18 protein-coding genes are annotated in these 24,497 nt (G+C 69.4%); 11 read left to right on the forward strand and 7 right to left on the reverse strand.

All coding sequences use genetic code 11. From position 1 onward, the window contains the following. Nucleotides 1–39 precede the first annotated feature (39 nt). Nucleotides 40–759, reverse strand: coding sequence for a LuxR family transcriptional regulator (locus ABB22_RS05315; RefSeq protein ID WP_055772116.1), 720 nt, complete (start codon nucleotides 757–759; stop codon nucleotides 40–42). Between the two features lie 147 nt (nucleotides 760–906). Here ABB22_RS05315 and ABB22_RS05320 point away from each other — a divergent pair, with 147 nt between their 5' ends. From ABB22_RS05320 to ABB22_RS18890, 3 genes are all read left to right on the forward strand, one after another. Then, nucleotides 907–1,278, forward strand: a complete 372-nt coding sequence (locus ABB22_RS05320; RefSeq protein ID WP_055772113.1) for a DUF4902 domain-containing protein — start codon at nucleotides 907–909, stop codon at nucleotides 1,276–1,278. A 163-nt stretch (nucleotides 1,279–1,441) separates the two neighbouring features. Beyond that, the gene (locus ABB22_RS05325; RefSeq protein WP_055772111.1) at nucleotides 1,442–2,014 is read left to right on the forward strand and encodes an acyl-homoserine-lactone synthase; all 573 of its coding nucleotides are present in this window, start codon (nucleotides 1,442–1,444) and stop codon (nucleotides 2,012–2,014) included. Between the two features lie 298 nt (nucleotides 2,015–2,312). Next, nucleotides 2,313–2,447: a hypothetical protein gene (locus tag ABB22_RS18890; protein WP_268768318.1), complete on the forward strand. Its 135-nt coding sequence runs from the start codon at nucleotides 2,313–2,315 to the stop codon at nucleotides 2,445–2,447. 166 nt (nucleotides 2,448–2,613) lie between these two features. On the opposite strand, the gene ABB22_RS05330 is transcribed toward ABB22_RS18890, so the two are convergent. After that, entirely contained in the window at nucleotides 2,614–5,694 is a 3,081-nt protein-coding gene (locus ABB22_RS05330; RefSeq protein WP_055772109.1) for a TonB-dependent receptor domain-containing protein, read from the reverse strand. A gap of 237 nt (nucleotides 5,695–5,931) precedes the next feature. Next, nucleotides 5,932–7,539 carry an N-acyl-D-amino-acid deacylase family protein gene (locus ABB22_RS05335; protein WP_200911404.1) on the reverse strand — a complete coding sequence of 536 codons (1,608 nt, stop codon included), beginning with the start codon at nucleotides 7,537–7,539 and terminating at the stop codon, nucleotides 5,932–5,934. Nucleotides 7,540–7,712: 173 nt separating this feature from the next. On the opposite strand from ABB22_RS05335, the gene ABB22_RS05340 reads away from it, so the two are divergent. Genes ABB22_RS05340 through ABB22_RS05350 form a run of 3 tightly spaced genes read left to right on the forward strand, consistent with a single transcriptional unit; the run spans nucleotide 7,713 to nucleotide 10,355 of the window. Further along, nucleotides 7,713–7,910 carry a zinc-finger domain-containing protein gene (locus ABB22_RS05340; protein WP_055772105.1) on the forward strand — a complete coding sequence of 66 codons (198 nt, stop codon included), beginning with the start codon at nucleotides 7,713–7,715 and terminating at the stop codon, nucleotides 7,908–7,910. A gap of 8 nt (nucleotides 7,911–7,918) precedes the next feature. Further along, complete coding sequence (locus tag ABB22_RS05345; RefSeq protein WP_055772102.1) at nucleotides 7,919–9,031, forward strand: glycosyltransferase family 4 protein; 1,113 nt, start codon at nucleotides 7,919–7,921, stop codon at nucleotides 9,029–9,031. Further along, nucleotides 9,012–10,355, forward strand: coding sequence for an O-antigen ligase family protein (locus ABB22_RS05350; protein WP_055772099.1), 1,344 nt, complete (start codon nucleotides 9,012–9,014; stop codon nucleotides 10,353–10,355). Before ABB22_RS05345 ends, ABB22_RS05350 begins: the two co-directional genes overlap by 20 nt. On the opposite strand, the gene ABB22_RS05355 is transcribed toward ABB22_RS05350, so the two are convergent. Next, nucleotides 10,340–11,266, reverse strand: coding sequence for an LpxL/LpxP family Kdo(2)-lipid IV(A) lauroyl/palmitoleoyl acyltransferase (locus ABB22_RS05355; protein ID WP_055772097.1), 927 nt, complete (start codon nucleotides 11,264–11,266; stop codon nucleotides 10,340–10,342). The two genes, ABB22_RS05350 and ABB22_RS05355, sit on opposite strands and share 16 nt — an antisense overlap. Nucleotides 11,267–11,385: 119 nt before the next feature. On the opposite strand from ABB22_RS05355, the gene waaA reads away from it, so the two are divergent. Beyond that, nucleotides 11,386–12,681 (forward strand): lipid IV(A) 3-deoxy-D-manno-octulosonic acid transferase, encoded by a 1,296-nt coding sequence (waaA, locus tag ABB22_RS05360; protein WP_055772095.1) that lies wholly within the window; start codon nucleotides 11,386–11,388, stop codon nucleotides 12,679–12,681. A gap of 458 nt (nucleotides 12,682–13,139) precedes the next feature. Here the strand turns inward: waaA and ABB22_RS05365 are convergent, their stop codons facing one another. The 3 genes from ABB22_RS05365 to ABB22_RS05375 all read right to left on the reverse strand — a co-directional run bounded on the left by ABB22_RS05365 (nucleotide 13,140) and on the right by ABB22_RS05375 (nucleotide 15,966). Further along, nucleotides 13,140–14,498, reverse strand: a complete 1,359-nt coding sequence (locus tag ABB22_RS05365) for a TolC family outer membrane protein (RefSeq protein ID WP_055772088.1) — start codon at nucleotides 14,496–14,498, stop codon at nucleotides 13,140–13,142. 24 nt (nucleotides 14,499–14,522) lie between these two features. Further along, nucleotides 14,523–15,170 carry a protein-L-isoaspartate O-methyltransferase family protein gene (locus tag ABB22_RS05370; protein WP_055772085.1) on the reverse strand — a complete coding sequence of 216 codons (648 nt, stop codon included), beginning with the start codon at nucleotides 15,168–15,170 and terminating at the stop codon, nucleotides 14,523–14,525. A 130-nt stretch (nucleotides 15,171–15,300) separates the two neighbouring features. Beyond that, nucleotides 15,301–15,966, reverse strand: coding sequence for a TetR/AcrR family transcriptional regulator (locus tag ABB22_RS05375; protein WP_055772082.1), 666 nt, complete (start codon nucleotides 15,964–15,966; stop codon nucleotides 15,301–15,303). A 105-nt stretch (nucleotides 15,967–16,071) separates the two neighbouring features. Here ABB22_RS05375 and ABB22_RS05380 point away from each other — a divergent pair, with 105 nt between their 5' ends. The 4 genes from ABB22_RS05380 (at nucleotide 16,072) to pip (ending at nucleotide 24,455) form a co-directional block, all read left to right on the forward strand. Next, nucleotides 16,072–17,187, forward strand: coding sequence for an efflux RND transporter periplasmic adaptor subunit (locus ABB22_RS05380; protein ID WP_055772079.1), 1,116 nt, complete (start codon nucleotides 16,072–16,074; stop codon nucleotides 17,185–17,187). A gap of 3 nt (nucleotides 17,188–17,190) precedes the next feature. Further along, a complete protein-coding gene (locus ABB22_RS05385) occupies nucleotides 17,191–20,352 on the forward strand; it encodes an efflux RND transporter permease subunit (protein WP_055772077.1) in 3,162 nt (1,053 codons plus the stop codon). A 116-nt stretch (nucleotides 20,353–20,468) separates the two neighbouring features. Further along, nucleotides 20,469–23,432 carry a ligand-binding sensor domain-containing diguanylate cyclase gene (locus ABB22_RS05390; RefSeq protein WP_235504342.1) on the forward strand — a complete coding sequence of 988 codons (2,964 nt, stop codon included), beginning with the start codon at nucleotides 20,469–20,471 and terminating at the stop codon, nucleotides 23,430–23,432. 81 nt (nucleotides 23,433–23,513) lie between these two features. Beyond that, entirely contained in the window at nucleotides 23,514–24,455 is a 942-nt protein-coding gene (pip, locus tag ABB22_RS05395; RefSeq protein WP_055772073.1) for a prolyl aminopeptidase, read from the forward strand. The last annotated feature ends 42 nt before the right edge of the window (nucleotides 24,456–24,497 follow it).

Below are 24,497 nucleotides of genomic sequence, written 5' to 3' on the forward strand. Positions count from 1 at the left end.
AGGTCGCCGCTGCGCCGCCTTGCCGGCCGGTGGCGTGGATCAGGCGAGGATGCCCAGCACCACCGCGCGTACCGCCGCGGCCGTGCGGTTGCCGACCTCGAGCTTGGCCATGGCATTGTTCAGGTGGAAGTTGACCGTGCGCTCGGTGATGTTGAGGCGGGCGGCGATCTGGCGGTTGGTATGGCCTTCGGCGACCCAGCGCAGGATTTCGATCTCGCGCTCGCTCATGGCTTCGCGGGAGGTCGAGCGCCAGCGCGTGAGCATTTCCCGCGCCAGCCCGTGATGGGCGACCTGGCCCAGCCAGAGCAGCTGCGGCCACCGGGCCCGCAGTTCCTGCGCGTCCAGCCTTTCGCCGCCGCGGGTCACCGTCAGCATGCCGCGCACGCTGTTGGCCGCCAGCGCCGGCAGCGATACGCCGCAGGTGATGTCGTGCAGGCGCGCGTCCTCCCAGAACGCGGCGGCCGGATCGAGCGGATCGTCGGAGTTCGACCAGGCGAAGGGATCGAGCGATGCCGCGCCCTGGCGGACCGTGGGATCGACCTGCAGGTAGGCGTTGTCCTGGTAGCGCTTCTGCCAGGCTTCCGGGTAATCGTTGAGCATCACGATCTCCGGCTGCGCCAGCGGCAGCGGCGCGCGCATGCCATAGGCGCAGTGTTCGAAGCCCAGCGCGCGCACCAGCCCGGCGACCGTGCCGAACAGGTCGTCCTGCCCGCCGGGCGCCAGCAGCGCATTGAGTTGGTCTTCCCGCCACGCTTCCATTTCCGCCCTCGACGAAATCGTGATCCCGGTCCGGCGGTACTGTCAGCACTGACAGTTTCCAGCGCATGCGCAGGGCATCTAGATTGGGCAACCCGACCGCCCTGCGCGGTGCACCGCCGCGGCCTGCACCGCCAAAGACGCATGATAATGATTGACGACGATGGTTACATCCGCCTTCCGCGCGGTGCGCTGGGCCAGATCCGGCTCGTGCACCTGGTGTCGGGGCTGGACGAGGAGGAGCGCACCGGTGCGATGGGGGCGGTCCACTCGGCCATCTGCGGCTATACCGAATGGGCCACCGCTTCCGCGCCGGCGGTCTCGGTGGGCTGGGACTGGCATATCGATACCCTGGCCCGCCCGGTGTCCGCTGCCTGCCGCGACGCTCCGCGCAGCAACGTGATGCTGGTGGATGGACAGGGCAGGGACATCGGGCCGGAGTACACGGCTCGCTGCCTGCAGCGGCTGGTCGAGGCGCTGGAATGGAAGCCGGTGGTACTGGACGCCATCGGTTTCCGCTGACACCCGGTCCGGATGCGGCCTCCATCCGGTTCGTGCGGGCGTCGTATGGAGGACATGCGGTCCCGTTCCGGGGCGCCCGGCGACCTGTCAATTCTGACAGTTATCAGGCCTGTGCTGCATTGCAAGACTCGTTTCCCATCCATCAGGAACAGGGGAATGCGTCATGGAATTCATCCTTGCCAGTGCGAACAATCTGTCGCCGCTGCTCAACCAGGCGCTGGGCCAGTACCGCTACCGGGTCTTCATCGAAACGCTGGGCTGGCAGATGGACACGCCGCCGGGAATCGAGCGCGACCGGTTCGACCAGCCGGAAACGGTGCACGTGATCGTCCGCGACGAACAGCACGACATCGTCGGTTATGCACGCCTGCTGCCGACCACCGGCCCGTACCTGCTGGGCGAGATGTTCCCGGAACTGATGAACGGCCTGCCGCCGCCCTGCTCGGAAGAAGTGTGGGAACTGTCGCGCTTCGCGGTGATGGACCTGCGCGGCGCGCGCGCCCGCATTTCCGCGTTGCGGCCGTCCGCGTTGGCGGTGGATATCCTGCAGCTGGCGGCTGATTACGTGGAAAGCCGTGGCGGGAAACGGCTCATCACGGTCTCGCCGCTGGCGATGGAGCGGTTGCTGCGCCGGACCGGCTTCCACGTCCACCGCGCCGCGCCGCCGGTGATGATCGAAGGCCATCCCACCTTCGCCTGCTGGATCGAACTGGCCGGGCGTCCGGCCCGGGAGTAGCGGAAGGCGCCAGGAGCGGCTTTTCGACCCGCTTTTCGATGGCACGGAGGCTTTGACGTCACTGATATCGGAAAAGCAGGGAAAAACCTGTCAATCCTGACAGTTACGGAAAGAGGGGCATCTCGGGTGAAATTCCCTGTGAGGCCGGAGAGCCTTCGAGAGGCAGGAAAGGGGACGTCTCTCGATCGGCGGGGAACGCCATACGGAGGGAACAGGGAGGTTGGCGGCGGGAAGGGGTCCCGCTTTCGCGCGCGGTCGTCGCGCCCCTCCGTGTTCTGTTCATATCGGGAGACGAGGCATGTTCAAGAAGAGTTCGGACCACGACGGCAGGCACGGCGTCTCCGATCCGCTGCGGCTGCAGTTCCTGGCAGGTCTCTTTGTCGGTACCGTCGTCGGCATCGGCGTGGGTGGGCTGCTGGGCATCCTGTCCTGAATCGGCAAGCCCCGGCGTCCGCTGCTCCGGACCGCTGCTGGGCGTGGAACTCCGCATCGCCGGAACCGGCTTACCGGTTCCGGCGTCTGCGTGTCCGGGACCACGCGATCATCGCGGACGGCGTGTCCGCCGATGCGTGGCGTCGGGACGCGATGCCCGTATCCGCTCAGTCGAAGGACTTGGTCAGGGTCAGGTAATAGCCGCGGCCCAGCGCATTGTGCAGCGAGGAGTAGAAGCCCAGGCTGCGACCGGACAGCGGCGGATCGCGGTCGGCGACGTTGCGCACGGTCAGGCGCACGCTGCTGTTGTCCAGCAGGTTGCCGTGCTTGCCGAAGCGGTGTTCCAGCCACAGGTTGGTCGTAGTCCAGGACGGGATCCGGTACAGGGTGCCGTCGGCCAGCTGCGCATCGCTTGAATCGAAGGCGCCGACGCGGCGCACGAAGGTACCCACGCTCCAGTCGCGGTAACGCCAGCTGGCATTGAACGAGGCGCGCCATTCCGGCGTGCCGTTGATGCCGAGCAGGCTGCCGGCGCTGCGGATGGTGAAGCCCTTGTCGATCAGGCCGGACTGCTGCGCCTGGTCGACCATGTCTTCCAGGTCGGAGGGCATCTGCGTCTGTTCGATCAGCCGGCTTGCATCGAGGCTGGCGTTGAAGGTGCCGAGCCGGTCGGTACGCAGCCGCCAGGACAGGCCGAAGTCGATGCCGCGGGTCAGGCGCGGCAGGCGGTTGGTGTACTGGTCGCGTACCTGCAGCACGTTGCCGACTGCTTCCAGCCCGGTCCCGGCGAAATTCTCTCGCTTGGCGTCGTCGGGCGCCTCGCGCAGGACGTTGGGGTTGTACGAGCCCTGCATGCGCAGCAGGTAGTCCAGCGCCAGATGGGTCTGCTCGCCGGTGACGGCGATCATGTCCTCCTGCTTGATGGACCAGTAGTCCATGGTGAAGGTGAACTGTCCTGCCGTGCGCGGCAGGAAGCGGGGCTGGAACACCATGCCTGCCGACCACGCCTCGGAGGTTTCCGGCTTCAGGTCGAGGTTGCCCTCGCGCACCGCCTGCGTGCTGTACGACTTGCCGCACTGGCTGAAGCTGGCGATGCGCCCGGCACGCATATCGGCCTCGCACTGGTAGTAGTCGAGCCGGCTGTTGCTGACCACCGTGCCGTCGGAATACATCTGCAGGATGTTGGGGGCCAGGAAGCTGGTGGACCAGTTGCCGCGCAGCATGAAGCCGTCGAACACGTCCCAGGCCAGCGCGACCTTCGGATTGGAGACATTGCCGAAGTCGGAATAGTGCTCCCAGCGCCCGGCGATTTGCAGGTCCAGCGAGCGGACCAGCGGGATTCCCATTTCCGGCTTCACCAGCGGCACGGCGAACTCGACATAGGCCGAGGCCACGTTGCGGTCACCGCTGGTATTGCCGGCCGGGCTGGCGCCGAGCACGTCGGAGGTGATGTCGCCGGTCAGTGGATTGGTGTAGGTAAGAGTGCCGTTCATGCGGTCGTCGCGCGCGTCGGCCAGCGTCTCGCGCCGCCACTCCGCGCCGAAGGACAGGCCCACGTCGCCGGCGGGCAGGGCGAACAGCTGTTCGCGGGTGAAGCGCGTGTCCACCTGGAACAGCGAGGCGGTGGCGCGGCGCTTCACCGGCACCAGGAAGCCGGCGATGGTGGCCGGGTCGTTGGGCGCATTGCTCGGCGCCGACCAGTCCTGCAGGTTGCCGCCGCCGAACGGGTTGTAGGCACTGGCGTCGTTGCGCGCCAGCGCCTGCGCGAACAGGGTGTTGCTGATCGAACCGTGCTGGGTGTCCAGGGTGGTGGCGCGCGAGTACAGCACGGCGCTCTCCCAGTCGAAGCCGGCAAGCATGCCGCGCACGCCGCCCATGACCCGGTAGGAGTCGTCGTCGACCGTGTACGGGCGCGTGGTCTCGGTGGCGCGGTAGTTGCTGATGCGCAGGTCCACGCCTTCGTCGGCGACGTTCAGGCCGGGCAGACGGTTGGGATTGAGCGAGCCGTCGGCCAGGTACTTCGCGCCGAACGGGTTCCAGTAGTTGGACGCGGGCACGATGATCGGCGCGGCGGCGAGCGAGGCGGCCTGTTCGCGCATGCCTTCGTACCGGGACTGGTAATAGTTCAGTTCGCCGAAGGCGACGAAGTTGTCGTCGATGTCGTGTTCGAGGGTGCCGAACAGGTTGTTGCGGTCCAGTCCGCCCATCAGGTAGCGCTGCGAGTTGGCGTTGAAGCGCAGCGGCCGGTCGATGGCGGTGCTCTGCGCGCCGGTCTGGATGCAGACATCTGCGTTGAGCGCGGTGACGCAGCCGTTGGCGATGGGCTCGATGTGGAAGCTGCCGCTGCTGTTGGTGATGTTCTTGCCGTTCTGCTTGACCTGGCGGCCATTGACGGCCTGGAACACGCCCCAGGCACTGGAGGTGGTGCGGTCGTCGAAGGCGGACATGCCTTCCCACGGCGTGCCGACCATGAAGTCCATGTGGTCCTGGTTGGCCGAGTAGTCGCGTTCGGACGCTTCCATCACGCTGCGGTAGGTGTGCCCGCCGAGCACGGTGACGCGCGTGCGGCCGTCGTTGAACCAGTGCCCGGCCTTGAAGTTGATGTTGCCCTGGCGGAAGTCCGTGCCTTCCGAACCGCCGTACTGGCCCTGGATCTTCAGGCCCTGGAAATGCGTGTCCATCACCACGTTCATCACGCCGGCCACGGCATCGGAGCCATACAGCGCGGAGGCGCCGCCCAGCAGCGTTTCCATGCGCTTCACGCCATACAGCGGGATGGCGTTGATGTTGGCGGTCTGCCGCGGCACGTAGTTCTCGGTCTGGGTGCCCGGGTGGTTGACCATGCGCCGGCCGTTGACCAGCAGCAGCGTGTTGCCGGTGCCGAGGTTGCGCAGGTTGACCGAGCCCACGTCGCCGCGCGCGGCGTTGAGGTTGGACGCGGTGTCGGTGTTGTCGAACATCATGTCGCCCACCTGCGGCAGGCTCTGCAGCAGGTCTTCGCCGGATACCGCGCCTGTGGCCTGGATGTCTTCCTCGGAAATGGTGTTGACCGGCAGCATGCCGGTCTGGCTGTTGCCGGCGAAGCGGCTGCCGACCACCACCACGCCGTCGAGCGTGGTGGCCTTGGGCTGCTGCGGATCGTTGCCGGTCTCTGGCGGTGGCGTCTGTTCCTGCGCGGCCGTCGCGTCCATGGCGATGGCCGATGCGAGCATGAGGCTCAGGATGGAAAGTGCCGGTTGCTGCTTCATCGTGCGTTTCCCCTTGCTTGGACGCGGAAGACATCCGCATGCCCGGATGGTAGCCACGGATGCATGCGCACAGACTTTCCGTTCCGTTCCGTTCCGTCGGTCGGGCATAGCTTGCGGCTATTGCGCGCATGCGCATGAATGCAGAGGCGATGCGGCAAGCGCGCATCGCACGCACGGAACATCCGGATTGAAATGCGGTGCAGGGCGGCGGACGCTGCATCGCCGCCGCGAGCGCGATCAGGGACAGGTGCCCGGTGGTGGCGAATGCCGCAGCACGCGGCCGGCGAGCGCGTCGGTCTGTACGTCGTCCTCGATGGCGATGCGGCCGTTGACCAGCAGCAGGGCGACGCCGGAAGACAGTTCGCGCGGATGCAGGTAGTCGGCGTGCGGCATGAAACGTTCCGGATCGAACACCACCACGTCGGCGAAGAAGCCCGGCTGCAGTTCGCCGCGTTTCTCCAGGCCGAGGATGCGCGCGGTCAGTGCGGTGGAGCGGTGGATGAACTGCCCGGTGCTCAATACGCCGAGTTCGCGCACGTAACGCTGGTATTTCAATGGAAAGCTGGCGTACTGCCGGGGATGCCCATCGTTGCCGTCGGAACTGGTCGCCATCCAGGGCTGGCGCATCAGCAGCTGCACATCGTCCTCGTCCATGTTGAACGAGGCCACCGAACCGCTGTTCTGGTCCGGGTGCTGGATGCCATGTTCGATGATGCGCAGGGCCGCGTCGATCGGATCGAGCCTCCATTCGCCGGCCATTGCGTCCAGCGTCCTGCCGGTCCACTGCTGGTCGGCGGAGATGAGCAGCAATGCTTCCGCGCCGCCGCGGCGTTGCAGGTTCTCGCGCATCGCGACGCGGATGCGTTCGCGCTGCGCGGGATCCTGCAATCGCTCCCTGAGCGCGCTGTTGCCGCCGTCCACGGCCCAGCGCGGCAGCAGTGCGGCGGTGATGCCGGTGCCCGATGCCAGCCACGGGTACTGGTCGGCGGTGACCCGCTGTCCCTGCGCGCGTGCCTGCTCCACCAGTTCCACCAGCGCCGGCGCCATGCCATGCACATCGTTGCCCAGTGCCTTCAGGTGCGCGATGTGCACCGGCAGCCCCGCGTCGCGGCCGATCGACAGGGCTTCGCGCGTGGAGGCGAGCAGGCCGATGTCGTAGGACGACTCGTCGCGCTGGTGCGTGTCGTACAGCCCGCCGCGGATCGCCGCCTCGCGCGCCAGCGCCACCACTTCGTCGCGACCGGCGAAACTCTGCGGCGCGTAGAACAGGCCGGTGGAAAAGCCGACCGCGCCCTCGCACATGCCCTGCGCCACCAGGTCGCGCATGCGCTGCAGTTCGGCGGGGGTCGGCGCGCGCGCTGCGTGGCCGAGCACGGCGCGCCGCACCGGGCTGAAACCCACGTAGGGTACGAGGTTGGTGCCGACGCCGGCGCGCGCGAATTCCTCGCTTTCGCGGGCGACTTCCGGCGTGCCGCCGCCATCCACGCCATGGGCGATGGTGGTCACGCCCTGGTATTGCCACGGCGCGTTGCGGCGCACGCCCGGATCGTCCGAGCGGATGTAGGTATAGGGATGGGTATGCGGATCGATGAAGCCGGGCGCGACGATCCTGCCGGTGGCATCGATGGTGCGCGCGGCCGCATGACGCCTGCCCGCTCCCGGCCCGACCGCGATGATCCGGTCGCCGACGATGACGACATCGCCGATGACGGCGGGGCCGCCGCCGCCATCGTGGATCTGCCCGCCGGCGATCACCAGGTCTGCCGGCGGCAGAGCCGCCGACCACCCGGACGGGCAGAACGACAGCACGGCGATGGCGGCGGCAAGACGGACGATGGGCGGCACGGCGACTCCCGGACGGCGCGATGGATGCCGGGCCACCATAGGAGCGCATCGCCGCCCGGGCCATTGAAAAAAGTGGCGACGGGCATGGCGTCCGGTTATGCCCGGCCGGGCTCATGCTTCTGCCCGGCGCTGCTAGAATTGGCCGGTCCCGGTTTTCCTGTGTGAATGACGCCATGAGCCATACCGCCGCCGCGCCCGCTAACGCGCAGAAGCGCTACAACGTGCACCGTGCCGACCTGCCGTTGAGCTGCCCGACGCCGGAAATGGCGCTGTGGAATTCGCATCCGCGGGTCTACCTGCCGATCGAGAACGAGCCCAACGGCGAAGCCGCCTGCCCGTACTGCGGCGCGGTGTTCGTGCTGGTCGACTGAACGCCCGCATGCGCCGCCTGACCGTGGTGCAGCTGCTGCCGGCGCTGCACTCCGGCGGCGTGGAGCGCTCGACGCTGGAGATCGCCCAGGCGCTGGTGGAGGCCGGGCACCGCGCCATCGTGGTCTCCGCCGGCGGCCGCCTGGTCCAGCCGCTGCTGGCGAGCGGGGCCGAGCATCTGGCGCTGGACATCGGCCGCAAGTCGCTGCTGACCCTGCGCCACGTGGTGTCGCTGCGGCGGCTGTTCGCCGAAACCGGCGCCGACATCGTGCACGCGCGTTCGCGGCTGCCGGCCTGGCTGGGCTGGCATGCGCTGCGCGGCCTGCCACGGGAGCGGCGCCCGCACTGGGTCACGACCATGCACGGGCTGAACTCGCCCGGCCGCTACAGCGCCATCATGGCCAGCGGCGAGCGGGTGATCTGCGTATCCAGGACCGTGCGCGACTACCTGCTCGCGCATTACCCGGCCACCGATCCGCAGCGCCTGCGGGTGATCCCGCGCGGCGTGGACCTGGCACAGTTCCCGCACGTGGCGCCCACCGATCGTCGCCCGCGGCTGGCGGTGGAGGGCGCGCATCCGGCGCTGGCCGGCGACGGACCGCTGCTGCTGCTGCCCGGCCGCGGTACCCGCCTCAAGGGGCACCCGCACGCGCTGCGCCTGTTGTCGACCCTGCGCAGGCAGGGCATGCCGGCGCGGTTGTGGATGCCCGGCGCGCGCGAACCCGGGCGCGAGGCCTACGTGCGCGAACTCGAACAGCAGGCCGCGGCGCTGGGCATCGCCGACGCGGTCGCCATCACCGAACCGACGGCGAAGATCGCGCAGGCCTACGCGGCCAGCGATCTGGTGCTGCAATTGTCGGACAAGCCCGAGGCGTTCGGCCGCACCGTGCTGGAAGCGCTGGCCGTGGGCCGCCCGGTACTGGGGTGGGATCACGGCGGCGTGGGCGAACTGCTGGCCGAACTGCAGCCCAGCGGCGCGGTGCCCAGGGGCGATGCGCCGGCATTGGCGGCGCGCGCCACCGAACTGCTGCGGCAACCGCCGTCGCTGCCGCGGCGGATTCCTTTCACCTTGCGGGCCATGCAGCGCGCGACGCTGGATACCTATGGCGAACTTGCCGGTTGAACCCCTCCCGCCGTCTTCAGCGCTCCCGGGGAAGTGGGCGCCGGCGTGGGTGATCGCCTTCGTCGCGCTGTGGCCGGCGCCGGGCATCGCCGAGGCGGTGCTGGGGCTGGGCGCATTGGCGACGGTGCTCCGCCTGCTGCACCTGCGCTTCCGGGCCGGTGGCGCCGCGCTGCTCAGCGTGCCGGCGTGGGCGCTGACCAGCACGCTGTTCCTGGCCTACTGGCTGCCGCAGGTGGTTTCCGCGCTGGATGCGGACGACCCGGCCCGGGCATGGGGCCGGGTGGCGGCCGGGCTGCGCCATCTGCCTTTCATGTGGCTGGTCGCCATCGCGGTGGCGACCGGGGCGCGGCGCCGCGTCACCTTCACCGGGCTGGGCGTCGTCGTTGCGCTGTGGGTCGTGGATGCGCTGGCGCAGGCGGCGCTGTGCACCAGTCCGCTGTTCTGGTCGATGGACCAGCTCAAGTGGCTGATCAACGGACACGGCCTGTGTAGCGCCGGGCAGGCGGCCCTGGCCGACCGGCTCAGCGGCGTGTTCGGGCCGTGCAACCTGAAGTTCGGCCAGGTGCTCGCCAGCCTCACTCCGTTCCTGCTGTTCGCCGCCGCCGCACGCTGGGGACGCTGGGGCTGGCTGTTGGCGGCGGTGCCGACCGGCGTGGTGATCGTGCTCGCCGGTTCGCGCGCGTCCTGGATCACCTATGCGCTGGTGGTGCTGTTCTCGGGCTGGCGCCTGCTTGGCAGGAAGGGCATGGCGCTGCTGCTGTTGTCCGCCGTCCTCGGCGCGGTGGCGCTGGCGGGGCTCTCCACGCAGGTGCGCGAGCGCGTGGCGCGCACCACGCTGGCGCTGGCCGGCGATGCGGCCGGCGTGGATGCGGCCCTGTCCGGGCGCGGCCAGATCTGGTCCGCGGCACTGTGCATGGTGCGCGCGCATCCGTTCAACGGCGTGGGCGCGCGCGAATTCCGCAACGCCTATCCGCAATGCGATCCGGCACCCGGGCAGTACGCGGCGTGGGGCGCCGGGCCGGCCCTGCACGCGCATCAGCTGGTGCTCGAAATCCTGGCCGAGACCGGCATGCTGGGCCTGCTGCTGTGGCTGGCCGGCGCGGCCATGGCCTGGCGCGCGTGGCGCTATGCGGACGAGGAGGCGCGCGCGCGCGCGCGGCCGGCGACGCTGGCGCTGGCGGTGACGGTGTTCCCGTTCAACACCCACCTGGCGTTCTACTCGGCGTTCTGGGGCGGCGCGACCCTGCTGCTGGCCGCGCTGTTCGCCGGCGCGCTGCTGGCAAACCCGGCACCGCCGCAGGAAAGCGCTCAGCCGCGTTCGTAGAAGCGACTGCGCCCTTCCGGCTGCCGCTTGAAGCGGCGGTGGATCCACAGGTACTGGGCTGGCGCCTCGCGCACCATCTCCTCGATGGCGGCGTTGACGCGCGCGGTATCGGCGACCGCGTCGTCGGTGGGAAAGGCCGGCAGCGGCGGGGCGATCTTCAGCAGGTAGCGCCCGCCCTCACGGCGATGGAAAAAAGGCACTACGGCGCAGCCGGTGAGGCGCGCGAACTGGTGGGTCGCGGTGATGGTGGAGGCGGGCATGCCGAAGAACGGCACGAACACCGAATCCTTGCCGCGCATGTCCTGGTCGGGCGCGTACCACAGCAGGCCCCCCTTCTTCAGGTGGCGCACCGTGGCGCGGATGTCCTCGTTGGCGAACATCGCGCTGGCGTAGCGCAGGCGGCCGTGCTTGACCGCCCATTCCATCACCGGGTTGCGGTAGCGGCGGTACATGCCGGCCAGCGGCACGTGGTCGCACAGCAGGCGCCCGCACATCTCCAGGGTCATGAAGTGCCCGGATACCAGCAGCACGCCGCGCCCTTCCGCCTGCAGTGCGCGCAGGTGCTCCAGCCCTTCGATCTCCACCCGCGGGCGGATGGCATCGATGCCGCCCCACCATGCCCGCGCGAATTCGAAGATGCCCACGCCCAGCGCGTCGAAGCTGTCGCGCAGCAGTTGCCGGCGCCAGGCCTCGTCCTGTTCGGTGAAGCACAGGCGGATGTTCACTTCGGCGGCATGCCGGCGGGAACCGGCCAGGTGCAGCGCGAGCCAGCCGATGCCGCGGCCGATCGCACGTTGCAGCAGCCAGGGCAGGCGCGCGCCCAGCATGGCCAGCGCCAGCCAGGCGAATGTCGGCCAATGGCGGGGTTGCCACGGCGATGGGCGGGTGGCGGTGGTGGGGGTGTCGGACATGGGGGGATTCTAATTTGGAACCGGTGGATGGGAACCCGCAACTGGTGAAGGCGAGTGGGACGTGGCCGCATGCCCTCGCTCCTATCCACTAGTTCCCCGCTCCTAGGTATCCTCGCCGCATGCGCAAGGATCCCGTCGAACTGCTGCTGCGGGGCCTGTATTCGGCCCTGCTGTACCTGCTGCTGCCCATCACCGTCTATCACCTGGTCTGGCGTGGCTTCCGGGTGCGCGAGTACTTCAAGCGCTGGGACGAACGCTATGCGTCCTATCCGGAAAGCGGCCGCCGGCCCTGCGTCTGGCTGCATGCGGTGTCGGTGGGCGAGGTCAACGCCGCCGCGCCGGTGGTGGATGCGCTGCGCCGGCAGCGGCCGGACATCCGCTGGGTCATCACCACCATCACCCCGACCGGCTCGCAGCGCGTACGCGCGCTGTGGGGCGACGCGGTGGACCACGTCTACCTGCCGTACGACGTGCCCGGCAGCGCCGGCCGCTTCCTCGACCATTTCCACCCGAGCCTGGCGCTGATCCTGGAAACCGAACTGTGGCCGAACCTGCTGTTCGGCTGCCGCGACCGTCGGATTCCGGTGTACATCCTCAATGCGCGGCTGTCGGCACGGTCGCTGAAGGGCTACCGCCTGCTGCGGCCGCTGGTCGGGCGCGCGCTGCGCACGGTGACCTGCGTGGCCGCGCAGTCGCGCGAGGACGCGCGCCGTTTCGTCGTGCTGGGCGCCCGGGAAGAGCAGGTCTGCGCGCTGGGCAACCTGAAGTTCGACATCCGTCCTCCCGACCCGACGCCGCTGCTCGCCGCCTTTCACGCACATGTGCCGGCCGGACGCGTGACCTGGATCGCCGCCAGCACGCACGAAGGCGAAGAACAGGCGGTCATCGACCTGCATGCGCGCGTACTGGAACGGTATCCCGACGCCCTGCTGCTGTGGGCGCCACGGCATCCGGAACGGTTCGGCAAGGTCGAGGCCTCGGTGCAGGCGCGGGGCTGGCGCGTTTCCACGCGCAGCGCCGAGCGCTGGCCGGGCGCCGACACGCAGGGGTTCGTGATCAACACGCTGGGCGAGCTGATGCCGTTCTTCGCCTGCGCGCAGGTGGCCTTCGTCGGCGGCAGCCTGCAGGCCATCGGCGGGCACAACCTGCTGGAACCCGCGGCGATGGGCACGGCGGTGATCACCGGCCCGCACCTGCACAACTTCGCCGAGATCTCGCGGCGCATGAGCGAAGCCGGGGCGTTGAGCATCTGCGATGACGTCGACCAGCTTGGCGACGAGCTGCTGCACCTGCTGGGCGACGTATCGGCACGCCGGAAGATGGTCGAGGCGGGCGCCGAGCTGGTGGCCAACGGTCGCGGGGCCCTGGAGCGGACGCTGGAGCTGATCGGGCCGAGCCTGCCCGCACTGGACTAGAGCGGGGAACCGCCCCGCTGGGGCCTTCCCGGCCAAGCCCCGCCGGGCGTTGCCCGGCGCTACAAAACCGCGACGCTCGGCCGTCCCGTAGAGCGGGGCACCGCCCCGCTGGGGTCTTCCCGGGTCAAGCCTCGCCGGGCGTTGCCCGGCGCTACAAAGCGGCGACGCTCGGCCGTCCCGTAGAGCGGGGCACCGCCCCGCTGGGGCCTTCCCGGTCAAGCCTCGCCGGGCGTTGCCCGGCGCTACAAAGCCACGACGCTCGGCCGTCCCGTAGAGCGGGGCACCGCCCCGCTGGGGCCTTCCCGGTCAAGCCTCGCCGGGCGTTGCCCGGCGCTACAAAGCCACGATGCTCGGCCGTCCCGTAGAGCGTGGCAGCGCCCCGCTGGGGCTTTCCCGACGGACACGAAAAAGGCGGGCCGGAGCCCGCCTTTCCGTTTCCACGCGGTGATCGGCGGGAATTACTGCATGCTGCCCGGTGCCAGCTGGGCTTCCGCATCCTGGGTCAGCAGGCGGTTGACGTCCTGCACCTCGGCCACGTCCAGCCCGCCGATGGCCTGGCTGAGCTGCAGGCGGCTGAGCAGGAAGTTGTAGCGGGCCTGCGCGTAGTCGAGCTTGGTCTGGAACAGGGTGCGCTGGTTCTGCACCACGTCCAGCACGGTACGGGTACCGACCTCCAGGCCGACCTGCGAGGCGTCATAGGCGCTCTGCGCGGACACCACGGCCAGGCGGCGCGCTTCCACTTCGCTGATGCCGGCCACCACCGCCTGGTAGGCGTTGCGGGTATTGCGGTCCAGCGCGCGCTTCTGCTGCTCGTAGCCGTCCTGGGCCATGTCGCGCTGGGCCAGGGCCTGGCGCACATAGGACTGGGTGGCGCCGCCGGCGAAGATCGGCACGTTCAGGGTCAGGCCGATCGAGTTGGTGGTCGTATCCGGTCCGGAAGACGACGCGCCGACGCTGTCGCCCCAACTGGCGCTCTTGCCCCAGCTGCCGCCCAGCGACAGGGTCGGGTAGTGACCGCCGCGGGCGGCCGAGACGCTGGATTCGGCGGCGTTGACCTTCAGTTCCTGCGCCTTCAGCGCCGGGTTCTGGGTGATCGCATCGGCCACCAGCCTGTCGACGTCGCCGCGGTTGGCCGGCAGTTCCGGACGGAAATCTTCCGGCAGGCTGCGCAGGCCCTGCACCGGCTGGCCGGTCAGTTCGGTCAGCGCCTGGTAGGCGTCGGCCAGGGTATTGCGGGCGAGGATGGTGTTGGCGCGCGCCTGGTCGTACTGGGCGCGGGCTTCGTGCACGTCGGTGATCGGCGCCAGGCCCACTTCCAGGCGCTTGTCCGCGTAGTCGAACTGCTTCTTGGCGGCCGCCTCGTTGGTCTGCGCGGCGCTGAGCGATTCGATCGCCACCAGCACGTTGAAATAGGTGGTCGCGGTACGCACGATCAGGTCGTCGTTGGCCGATTCGAGGTCGAAGTCGGCCGCCTTGCTGATCTCGCGCTGGGCGCGCAGGTTGGCGAACTGGGTCCAGTTGAACAGGGTCTGCTCACCGCCGATGCTGTAGCGGCGCGACGTGGCGGTGGTAGAGCCGCTGACGCCGTCCTGCGAGGTGCGGGCGCGGTTCAGCGTGGCCTGGCCGTTCAGCGACGGCAGCAGGTTGGCGCGGGCCTGCACCTGGCCTTCCTTGGTGTACAGCCGGTTGGATTCTGCGGAGGCCAGCTGCGGATCGCCGTTGCGGGCCATTTCGTAGACCTGCAGCAGGTCGGCGGCGTTGGCCGCCAGCGGCGAGAGGGCGACAGCCAGCGCAAGGGCGAGGGATCGGCGGATCATTGCGGCTTCCTTGGATGTAGCGGATCAGAGGTGGAACTGCGGGGCCGGCGCGGCACCCTGCAGATAGTCGATGTCGGTTTCGAACAGGGACTGCACGCTGCCGTCGGCCTTGATCAGCACCGCTTCCATCACCGGCGAGCGGCCCTGGATGACGAACAGGCGACCGCCCGGGCGCAGCCACTTCAGGATGTGCGCCGGCACGGTATCCACCGCCCCGGTGATGCAGATGGCGTCGAAATGACGCTGGGTCTGCCATTGCAGGGCGTCGGCGATCTCGATGCGCACGTTGGAGCCGAGCCTGGCGGCGTCCAGGTTCTGGCGGGCGCGCTCGGCCAGCTCCGGCTGGATTTCCAGGCTGAGCACTTCACGGGCCAGTTCGCCCAGGCAGGCGCTGATGAAGCCGCTGCCGGTGCCGATTTCCAGCACTTCGTCGCCCGGCTGCAGGTCCAGCGCCTGCAGCATGCGGCCTTCGACGACCGGCTTCATCATCTTCTGGCCATGGCCCAGCGGCAGTTCGATGTCGGCATAGGCCAGCGCCTTGTGCAGCTCGGCCACGAAGGCTTCGCGCGGCAACCGCGCCAGGACGTCCAGCACGCGCAGGTCCAGCACGTCCCAGGGACGTACCTGCTGCTCGACCATCATTTCGCGGGCGTGGGAGTAATCGATCGTCATGGTTTCTCGTCAATCCGGCGCAGTGGGCCGGCCATTTTACCGGTTGGCGCGGGCAGTGCGGGGCAAGCATCGCCGTGCCCGCGGCAGGTCCGCAGTGCCGGAAGTCATCACGACCTCCGGTTCGTTCAGGTTACGGGCGGGGCGCATACGCACGGATGAAGAAATCGACCGTGGTGGCGATGTGGGCGTCGGCGTCGCGCTGTTCCGGGGCCGGGCACAGCCCGCACATCATGTGCGCGTGCAGTTCGCCCTTGATCAGGCAGAAGAACTGGCGTGCGGCCAGGTGCAGGTCGCCGATGGCCAGTTCGCCGCGCGCCACGCGCGCGCCGAGGAATTCGGACAGCGCCATCTCGGTGCGCTGGGGGCCGGCCTGCCAGAACATCCGGCGGATCCGGTCGTCGGTCTCCGGCGTCATCATCATGCGCTGGGTGGCGATGGCCGCGTCGCTGCTGATCAGGGCGAAGAACGCGTGCCCGATCCCGCGCAGCTGGTCGCGCAGCGGGCCTTCGCTGTCGGTCACGAACAGTTCGTCGGGCATCATTTCCACGCACTTGGCCTGGATCGCCTCGGAGAACAGGGTCTCCTTGTCGCCGAAATGGCTGTAGACGGTGAGCTTGGAAACGCCCGCGCCGGCGGCGATGCCGTCCATGCTCACGCCGTTGAAACCCAGTTCGATGAACATTTCCTTGGCCGTTTCCAGGATCGCGGCGCGCTTGCCCAGGTCCTTGGGGCGGCCGGGACCGGCGCCGCGCGGGGCGGGCTTGCCGGGGGTGTGGGAGGGCTGGTGCGAAGACATGCGCGAATACTAGACCAATTGGTTTTGTATTTATACTATACCGCGTCGTTCAGTAATGGCGGTGAACGCCGCCATCCCCCTTCCTCATCCCTGCGATCCTCACCCATGAATACTGCTCGATGGATTGGCGGTTCCCTGTTGTTGGCCCTGCTGGCCGCCTGCGGCAAGACCGAGCCCGCCCCCGCACATGCCGTACCTGTCCTGGTCGTCCACCCCCAGGGAAGCGGCGATGCCATCACCGCCTACCCGGGCGAAGTGCGGGCGCGCGAGGAAGCGGCGCTGGCGTTCCGGGTGGGGGGCAACCTGCTGCGGCGCGAGGTCGATGCAGGCCAGCGGGTGAAGCGGGGCCAGTTGCTGGCCGAGCTGGACGTGGCCGACTACGCATTGCAGGCGCGCGCGGCACAGGCGCAGTACGCCGCTGCCGAAGCCGATCTGGTGCGCGCGCGCGACGAGCAGAAGCGCTATGCCGCGCTGGCCGGGCAGCAGCTGGTCAGCCGTTCGGCGCTGGACGCGCAGACCGCCGCGCTGAAGGCGGCGCAGGGCCAGGCCGATGCGGCCCGGTCCAACCTGGACGTGGCCCGCAACCAGGCCGGCTATGCGCAGCTGCGCGCGCCTGTCGATGGCGTGATCGCCAGCCGCCAGGCCGAGGCCGGGCAGGTCGTCGCCGCCGGGCAGACCATCTATACGCTGGCCGCCGACGGCGCCCGCGAGGTCGCCATCGCCCTGCCGGAAAGCGGCATCCGCGATTTCGAGGTGGGCCAGGCGGTGGAAGTGGAGCTGTGGAACCGCCCCGGCAAGCGCTGGCCCGGCACCATCCGCGAGATCGCGCCGGCCGCCGACGCGCAGGCGCGCACCTATGCCACGCGCGTGAGCCTGGCGGCCGAAGCGCTGGATGCGGTGGAACTGGGGCAGAGCGCGCGGGTCTACGTCGCCCATGCCAAGGGCGGCGCGTTGAACGTGCCGCTGGCGGCGGTGCAGCCGGGCAGGACGCAGCAGCAGGCGGGGGTGTGGGTGGTGGACCCGGGCAAGGGCACGCTGCACCTGCGCGAGGTGACGCTCGGCGCCTACGGCGCGCAGAGCGTCCCGGTGCTGTCGGGCCTGAAGGCCGACGACTGGGTGGTCGCCGCCGGCGGCCACCTGCTGCGCGAAGGCCAGCCGGTGACGGCCGTGGATCGTGGCAACAAGCCGGTGATGCAGGCTGCCGCGAAGCAGGGGGACTGACCCGTGCGCCGCTTCAATCTCTCCGAATGGGCGCTGGGCAACCGCCCGCTGGTGCTGTTCATGATGATCGCGCTGGCGGTCATCGGCGCCTGGTCCTACAAGCACCTCGGCCAGTCCGAAGATCCTCCGTTCACGTTCAAGGCGATGGTCGTGCAGACCGCCTGGCCCGGCGCCACCGCCGAGCAGGTCTCGCGGCAGGTGACCGAGCCGATCGAGAAGGCGCTGATGAACACCGGGCAGTTCGAGTTCATCCAGTCGTACTCGCGGCCGGGTGAGTCGCAGGTGATCTTCATGGCGCGCGATTCGATGCGGTCGAAGGACGTGCCGGAGCTGTTCTACCAGGTGCGCAAGAAGGTCGGCGACATCCGCTCGCAGTTGCCGGCCGAGGTGGTCGGGCCGTTCTTCAACGACGAGTTCGGCGACACCTTCGGCAACATCTACGCGCTGACCGGCAAGGGCTTCGACTACGCGCTGATGCGCGACTACGCCGACCGCATCCAGCTGGAGCTGCAGCGCGTGGCCGACGTGGGCAAGGTCGACCTGCTCGGCCTGCAGGACGAGAAGGTGTGGATCGAGCTGTCCAACACCAAGCTGGCCACGCTGGGGGTGTCGCTGCAGCAGGTGCAGCAGGCGCTGGCCGACCAGAACGCGATCACGCCCGCCAGCTGGTTCGAGACCGCCAGCGACCGCGTGCAGCTGCGGGTGACCGGCCAGTTCCAGTCGGTCGAGGACATCGCCGCGTTCCCGATCCGCGCCGGCGACCGCACCGTGCGCCTGGGCGACATCGCCCAGGTCAAGCGCGGCTTCGCCGATCCGGCCTCGCCGAAGATGCGCTTCATGGGCGAGGACGCCATCGGCATCGCCGTGGCGATGAAGGACGGCGGCGACATCCTCAAGCTCGGCAAGGCCCTGGACGATGAGTTCGCGCGGCTGCAGAAGACGCTGCCGGCCGGCATGGAGCTGCGCAAGGTGTCCGACCAGCCGCATGCGGTGGAGGACTCGGTGGGCGAATTCGTCAAGGTGCTGACCGAGGCGGTGGTGATCGTGCTGCTGGTGAGCTTCTTCTCGCTGGGCTGGCGTACCGGGCTGGTGGTGGCGGTGTCGATCCCGCTGGTGCTGGCGATGACCTTCTTCGTCATGCACCAGTTCGACATCGGCCTGCACAAGATCTCGCTGGGCGCGCTGGTGCTGGCACTGGGACTGCTGGTGGACGATGCGATCATCGCGGTGGAAATGATGGCCACCAAGATGGAGCAGGGCTACGACCGCCTGCGTGCGGCCAGCTTCGCCTGGGAGTCGACCGCGTTCCCGATGCTGACCGGCACGCTGATCACCGCCGCCGGCTTCCTGCCGATCGCCACCGCCGCCTCGAGCACCGGCGAGTACACCCGCTCGCTGTTCCAGGTGGTGACCATCGCCCTGGTGGTGTCGTGGATCGCCGCGGTGCTGTTCATCCCGTACCTGGGCGACAAGATGCTGCCGGACCTGCACAACCCCACGGCCCCCAGGCCGGGCAGCCTCGCCGGGCGCTGGCATGCGCTGCGCCTGCGCTGGGCCGACCGCAATCCCGCGCTCGCCAACCTGGTGCGGCCGAAGCAGCTGGCGCACGACCACGACCCGTACAAGAGCGCGTTCTACCAGCGCTTCCGGACGTTCCTCGACGCCTGCCTGCGCCGCCGCTGGCTGGTGATCTTCGCCACCATCGGCCTGTTCGTGTTCTCGCTGGCGATGTTCCGCTTCGTGCCGCAGCAGTTCTTCCCGGACTCGACCCGGCCGGAACTGATGGTGGACATCGAACTGGCCGAAGGCGCCTCGCTGACCGCGACCCAGGCGCAGGCGCACAAGCTGGAAGAGCTGCTCAAACAGCGCGAAGGCATCGCCAACTATGTCGGCTACGTGGGCAGCGGTTCGCCGCGTTTCTACCTGCCGCTGGACCAGCAGCTGCCGGCGACCAACTTCGCCCAGTTCGTGGTGCTGGCGCAGGACATCCATGCGCGCGAGGAAGTGCGCGACTGGCTGCTGAAGGAGGTGGTGCCGCGGTTCAACGACGTGCAGCTGCGCGTGACCCGGCTGGAGAACGGCCCGCCGGTGGGCTATCCGGTGCAGTTCCGCGTGTCCGGCGAGCATATCGACCGGGTGCAGGCCATCGCGCGGCAGGTGGCCGACAAGGTGCGGCAGAACCCGCATGTGGCCAACGTCAACCTCAACTGGTCCGAGCCGAGCAAGGTGGTGCGGCTGGTGGTGGACCAGGACCGCGCCCGCGCGCTGGGCGTGAGCAGCGCGCAGATCGCGCACTTCCTGGGCAGCTCGCTGTCGGGCATGCAGGTGAGCACCTACCGCGAAGGCAACCGCCAGATCGGCATGCTGCTGCGCGGCCCGGACGAGGAGCGCGCGCAGCTCGACCTGCTCGCCAGCCTGGCCATTCCCACGCCCGGCGGCACCGCGGTGCCGTTGTCGCAGGTGGCACGGCTTGAGTACGTGTTCGAGGACGGCATCATCTGGCACCGCAACCGCCTGCCCACCGTCACCGTGCGCGCGGACATCGCCGACGGCCTGCTGCCGCCGGAGGTCACCGGGCAGATCCTGCCGGCCCTGGACGGCATCCGCGCCGCCCTGCCGGACGGCTACCTGCTGGAGGTCGGCGGCACGGTGGAAGATTCGGCGCGCGGACAGAACTCGATCAAGGCCGGCATGCCGCTGTTCCTGATCGTGGTGGTGACCCTGCTGATGCTGCAGCTGCGCAGCTTCTCGCGCGCGGCGATGGTGCTGGTCACGGCGCCCCTGGGCATCATCGGCGCGACCCTGTTCCTGCTGATCTTCCGCGTGCCGTTCGGCTTCGTGGCGCTGCTGGGCACCATCGCGCTGGCGGGCATGATCATGCGCAACTCGGTGATCCTGGTGGACCAGATCCAGCAGGACATCGACGCCGGCCACGACCGCTGGCACGCCATCATCGATGCCACCGTGCGCCGCTTCCGCCCGATCGTGCTGACCGCGCTGGCCGCGGTGCTGGCGATGATCCCGCTCTCGCGCAGCGCGTTCTATGGCTCGATGGCGATCTCGATCATGGGCGGACTGATCGTCGGTACGGTGCTGACCCTGGTGTTCCTGCCGGCGCTGTATGCGGCCTGGTTCCGGGTGCGGCCGGACGAGGCGGCAAGCTGAACGGCGCATCCGCCGTCGCTTGCCGGCGGATGCGCGCACCTTCGCGGTGGTAGATTGGCGTCGCGCGGCGGGCTTCCGTGGCCCGCCGCGCCAAGCCGCGAAGGGGGACGGTTCTGTTGGCCCGTAGTATCGAGATCGCCTGGGGCAGGGGGTTCCGCGGCGCGGCCCGGCCGGTGCCGTGCTGGTGCATGGCCCTGGTGCTCGCCTGCCTGATCCTGCTGCCGGCGGCGCGGGCCGCGGACGGCCGCCATTACATGGTCAGCGACTGGACCATGGCCGATGGCCTGCCGCACAACCTGGTGCATGCGCTGGCGCAGGACCGCGATGGCTTCATCTGGGCCGGAACCTGGGAAGGCGTGGTCCGCTTCAACGGGCGCCATTTCACCGTTTTCGACCGCCAGAACACGCCGGGCGCAGAGCTGTCGGGCGTGTTCTGCATCCTTGCCGAGGCCGATGGCGGCGTCCTGTTCGGCACCGCGGCCGATGGCGTGTTCCGCTATCACCATGGGCGCTGGCAGCACCTGGGCGAACCCGCCGCCCGCCGCCTTCCGGTCTCGGCGCTGTTGCGCGACACCGACGGCGGCCTCTGGATCGCCTCGGCCAATCGCCTGCTGCGCATGGACGTCCATGGCCGCGTCCACGACGTGGGGGCCGACGCCGGCCTGCCCGGCGTGCGGATCAATGCGCTGGCACGCAGTGGCGATGGCGCCCTCCTGGTGGCTGCCGATACCGGCGCCTACCGGTTGCAGGGCGGCCGCGCCCTGCCCTGGGCCGCCGACTGGGCGGGCACGAATGCCGTGCGCGGCATCGCCGGCGACGGCGCCGACGGCTGGCTGCTGGCGACCGACGATGGTGTGTACTGGCGCGATGCCGGCGGCAAGGTCGAGCACCTGCAGGCCGGCCGGCGGGTGGAGGCGGTCCTGCGCGACGCGGTCGGCGCGATCTGGATGAGCCTGTCCAGCGGCGACCTGCTGCGGCATGCCGGCGATGGCGACGAGCGCCTGACCATCACCGGGCCGGTGAGCCCGGCCCTGCTCGCCGATCGCGAGGGCCTGATCTGGAGCGGCAGCACCGATGGCCTGCACCGCGTGGCGGAAGTCGCCGCGGTCGGCTTCACCCGCAAGGACGGACTGGGCAGCGATTACGTCCGCGTGGTCCTGCAGAGCGAGGACCGCACGCTGTGGATCGGCCACGCCGACGGTCTGGACCGCTGGCACCAGCAGCGCATGCATCCGGTGCGGCTGGGCGATGGTGGCGGCCGCGATCCGTCGGTGCTGGCGCTGGCCTGGCGCGACGACATGCTGTGGGCGGGCACCTACGACAAGGGGGTGTTCCGGCTGGACGCGCAGGGCAGGGTGCAGGAGCGGATCCGGCTCGGCAGCCATGGCGAACCCATCGTGCGCGCCCTGCTCGCCGACCCCGACGGCGGCCTGTGGATCGGCGGTACCCACGGCCTGAGCCACTACCGGAACGGCCAGCTGCAGCTGCGGCTGGACAGCAGGGGACAGCCCACCGCGGTGGTCCATGCGCTGTATCGCGACGGCGACGGGACGCTGTGGATCGGCACCACCGGCGGCATGGCCGCGCTGCGACCTGATGGCACGCTGCGGACCTGGAACGCCGAGGACGACATTCCCGCGCAGTACGTGTTCGATTTCCTGCGCGACCCGGGCGGCGACCTGTGGATCGCCAGCGACCGCGGCCTGCTGCGCATGCGCGAGGGCGGCTTCCGCGTCTACGACCACCGCCACGGGCTGCCGCGCGACAAGCTGTTCCGCATCATCGACGACCAGGCCGGGAACCTGTGGCTGCCCAGCAACATCGGCGTGTTCCGCATCGCCCGCAAGGAACTGGACCAGATCGATGCCGGTACGCGGCGGCAGTTGGCCGTGCATGTGATCGACCACAGCGATGGCATGCCGGGCAGCCAGGGCAACGGCGCCTCGATGCCGGCCGGCTGGCGCGCCAGCAATGGCGCGCTGGCGTTCCCGACCTCGGCCGGGCTGGGCCTGATCGACCCGCGGATCGCGGGCCGCTACGACGGCAAGGCGCCGCCGGTGGTATTCGAGAGCGTGTCGGTGGACGGCGTACAGCAGACCCTGGCCGATCGCCTCCGGCTGGAGCCGGGCGCCCGCCGCCTCGCGGTGGACTACACCGCGCTGAGCTTCCGCGCGCCGGACAAGATCCGTTACCGCTACCGCCTGCATGGCTTCGATGGCGACTGGGTGGAAGCCGGGGCCGGTACCGAGGCGGTCTATACCAACCTGACGCCCGGCCACCACCGCCTGGAAGTGCAGGCGATGGCGCTGCCGCTGGACTGGTCGCGGCAGGCCGAAGTCGGCACGGCGGTGATGGAACTGGACGTGGTGCCGCCGCTGTGGAAGCGCACCTCCTCGCGCGTGCTGGCCGGCCTGGCCCTGGCGGCCGCCGTGGTGCTGGGGTTCTGGCTGCGCACCGCCAGTTACCGGCGCAGCCAACGGCGGCTCGGCCGGGTGATCGCCGCGCGTACCGAAGAACTGAGCGACAAGAACCGCGCACTGGAACTGGCCGGCATCGAGCGCGACCGGCTGCTGCAGCAGCTGGAACACCAGGCCACGCACGACGTGCTGACCGGCCTGCCGAACCGCCGCGCGGCCGAACTCCACCTGCGCCAGGCACTGGAACGCGCCGGCGATCGCGGCGAGCCGCTGTGCGTGGCACTGATCGACATCGACCATTTCAAGCAGATCAACGACCGCCATGGCCACCACAGTGGCGACCGGGTGCTGCGCGAGGTGGCCGAACTGCTGCGCCTGCAGCTGGATGGCGACCAGTTCGTATCGCGGCATGGCGGCGAGGAATTCCTGGCGGTGCTCCGCGGCGTCACCCTGGAACAGGCGCTGGAGCGGCTGCAGGCGCTGCGCCTGGCGCTGGCCCGGCAGCGCATGGACGAGATCGCACCGGGGCTGGTGGTCACCGCCAGCATCGGCGTGGCCGAATGCGGCCCGGGGCAGGAATCCCCGCGCACCCTGCTGGCCGCCGCCGACCGCCAGCTGTACCGCGCCAAGCGCGAGGGCCGCAACCGGGTCTGCGGCCTGTAGCGGCGGGCCTGCCCGTTAAAACCCCAGCGGGGCGATGCCCGGCTCTACAATCGGGGGTTCTCCAAGCCAGTGAGTCCGCGCATGCGCACGCTTTATCCCGCCATCACGCCCTACGACACCGGTACGCTCAAGGTCGACGAGCGTCACACGCTGTACTACGAACAGTGCGGCAACCCCGACGGCAAGCCGGTGGTGATGCTGCATGGCGGCCCCGGCGGCGGCTGCACGGAGAAAATGCGCCAGTTCCACGACCCGGCCAAGTACCGGATCATCCTGTTCGACCAGCGCGGCTCGGGCCGTTCCACGCCGCACGCCGATCTGGTGGACAACACCACCTGGGACCTGGTGGCCGACATCGAGAAGCTGCGCGGCCACCTCCAGCTCGATCGCTGGCAGGTGTTCGGCGGCAGCTGGGGCTCGACCCTGGCGCTGGCCTATGCGCAGACCCATCCGCAGCGGGTGACCGAGCTGGTCCTGCGCGGCATCTTCATGCTGCGCCGCTGGGAGCTGGAATGGTTCTACCAGGAAGGCGCCAGCCGCCTGTTCCCCGATGCCTGGGACCACTACGTCAACGCGATTCCACCGGTGGAGCGGCACGACCTGATCTCGGCGTTCCACCGCCGCCTGACCAGCGACGACGAAGCCACGCGCCTGGCCGCGGCCAAGGCCTGGAGCGTCTGGGAAGGCGCCACCAGCTTCCTGCACGTGGACGACGACTTCATCAACAGCCATGAAGACCCGCAGTTCGCGCTGGCCTTCGCCCGCATCGAGAACCACTACTTCGTCAACGGCGGCTTCTTCGAGGTCGAGGACCAGCTGCTGCGCGACGCGCACCGGATCGCCGACATCCCCGGCGTGATCGTGCATGGCCGCTATGACGTGGTGTGCCCGCTGGCCAACGCCTGGGACCTGCACAAGGTATGGACCAAGGCGCAGCTGCACATCACCCCGGCTTCGGGCCATTCCGCGTTCGAGGCCGAGAACGTGGATGCGCTGGTGCGCGCCACCGACAGCTTCGCGTAGAGCGGGGCAACGCCCCGCTGGAGCTTTCCCCGGGCAGTTTCC

The organism is Stenotrophomonas nitritireducens (assembly GCF_001431425.1).
Classification (GTDB): Bacteria; Pseudomonadota; Gammaproteobacteria; order Xanthomonadales; family Xanthomonadaceae; genus Stenotrophomonas; species Stenotrophomonas nitritireducens.

Excerpts from the sequence above, each read along its gene's own strand:
- ABB22_RS05315 (WP_055772116.1), bottom strand. The coding sequence starts at position 759 with ATGGAAGCGTGGCGGGAAGACCAACTCAATGCGCTGCTGGCGCCCGGC.
- ABB22_RS05320 (WP_055772113.1), top strand. The coding sequence starts at position 907 with ATGATTGACGACGATGGTTACATCCGCCTTCCGCGCGGTGCGCTGGGC.
- ABB22_RS05325 (WP_055772111.1), top strand. The coding sequence starts at position 1,442 with ATGGAATTCATCCTTGCCAGTGCGAACAATCTGTCGCCGCTGCTCAAC.
- ABB22_RS18890 (WP_268768318.1), top strand. The coding sequence starts at position 2,313 with ATGTTCAAGAAGAGTTCGGACCACGACGGCAGGCACGGCGTCTCCGAT.
- ABB22_RS05330 (WP_055772109.1), bottom strand. The coding sequence starts at position 5,694 with ATGAAGCAGCAACCGGCACTTTCCATCCTGAGCCTCATGCTCGCATCG.
- ABB22_RS05340 (WP_055772105.1), top strand. The coding sequence starts at position 7,713 with ATGAGCCATACCGCCGCCGCGCCCGCTAACGCGCAGAAGCGCTACAAC.
- ABB22_RS05345 (WP_055772102.1), top strand. The coding sequence starts at position 7,919 with ATGCGCCGCCTGACCGTGGTGCAGCTGCTGCCGGCGCTGCACTCCGGC.
- ABB22_RS05350 (WP_055772099.1), top strand. The coding sequence starts at position 9,012 with ATGGCGAACTTGCCGGTTGAACCCCTCCCGCCGTCTTCAGCGCTCCCG.
- ABB22_RS05355 (WP_055772097.1), bottom strand. The coding sequence starts at position 11,266 with ATGTCCGACACCCCCACCACCGCCACCCGCCCATCGCCGTGGCAACCC.
- waaA (WP_055772095.1), top strand. The coding sequence starts at position 11,386 with ATGCGCAAGGATCCCGTCGAACTGCTGCTGCGGGGCCTGTATTCGGCC.
- ABB22_RS05365 (WP_055772088.1), bottom strand. The coding sequence starts at position 14,498 with ATGATCCGCCGATCCCTCGCCCTTGCGCTGGCTGTCGCCCTCTCGCCG.
- ABB22_RS05370 (WP_055772085.1), bottom strand. The coding sequence starts at position 15,170 with ATGACGATCGATTACTCCCACGCCCGCGAAATGATGGTCGAGCAGCAG.
- ABB22_RS05375 (WP_055772082.1), bottom strand. The coding sequence starts at position 15,966 with ATGTCTTCGCACCAGCCCTCCCACACCCCCGGCAAGCCCGCCCCGCGC.
- ABB22_RS05380 (WP_055772079.1), top strand. The coding sequence starts at position 16,072 with ATGAATACTGCTCGATGGATTGGCGGTTCCCTGTTGTTGGCCCTGCTG.
- pip (WP_055772073.1), top strand. The coding sequence starts at position 23,514 with ATGCGCACGCTTTATCCCGCCATCACGCCCTACGACACCGGTACGCTC.